General features: G+C 40.6%; 1 protein-coding gene. It reads left to right on the top strand.

The window, feature by feature from the left end; translation table 11 throughout:
• Positions 1 to 32: 32 nt before the first annotated feature.
• On the top strand, positions 33 to 712 hold a 680-nt coding region (locus PL77_RS29885; RefSeq protein WP_253274030.1), incomplete at its 3' end, for a reverse transcriptase domain-containing protein.

Here is a 712-nt window from a genome sequence, read left to right as displayed (position 1 = left end):
GAATGATCGAACAAGTAGTGTCTAAAGCAAATATGAAACGGGCTTACCAGCGAGTTTATCGTAATGGAGGAAGTGCAGGAATTGATAAAATGTCAACTGGTCAACTTTTCTTCCACTTACGTAAAACATGGGATACCACCAAAGATGTATTGCTTTCGGGGCAGTATCTACCACAACCCATCAAAGGTGTGGAAATACCCAAACCGAATGGGAAAACACGTCTTTTGGGTATCCCCACGGTACAAGACCGCCTTATTCAACAGGCACTACATCAAGTTTTATCTCCTATTTTCGAAAGGGAATTCTTAGCGTTCAGCTTTGGTTTTCGTCCCAACAAAAGTGCTCATGATGCACTTCAAACATCGTTATCCTACATTAATGAGGGTTATCAAGATATTATTGATATCGATCTTAAAAGCTTCTTTGACGAAGTGGATCACAGCATCTTACTGCAACTGATTTATCAAAGAGTCAAATGCCCGATCACCATGAAACTGATCCGTAAGTTCCTAAGAGCACCGATCATGATTCAAGGGAAACTGAAGAAAAGACGAAAAGGTGTTCCGCAAGGAGGGCCATTAAGTCCGCTTCTTTCTAATATTCTTCTTCATGAACTGGATCTCTTTCTAATGGAGCGAGGAGTTCGTTTTGTGAGATATGCCGATGATTTTAGCATTTATGTAAAGTCAGAAAAAGCAGCAAAACGTGTAGG

The organism is Flammeovirga sp. OC4 (genome assembly GCF_000812565.1).
Lineage (GTDB): Bacteria > Bacteroidota > Bacteroidia > Cytophagales > Flammeovirgaceae > Flammeovirga.
Note: the sequence above shows the minus strand (reverse complement) of the source record. Positions and strands in the feature narration are given on the sequence as shown.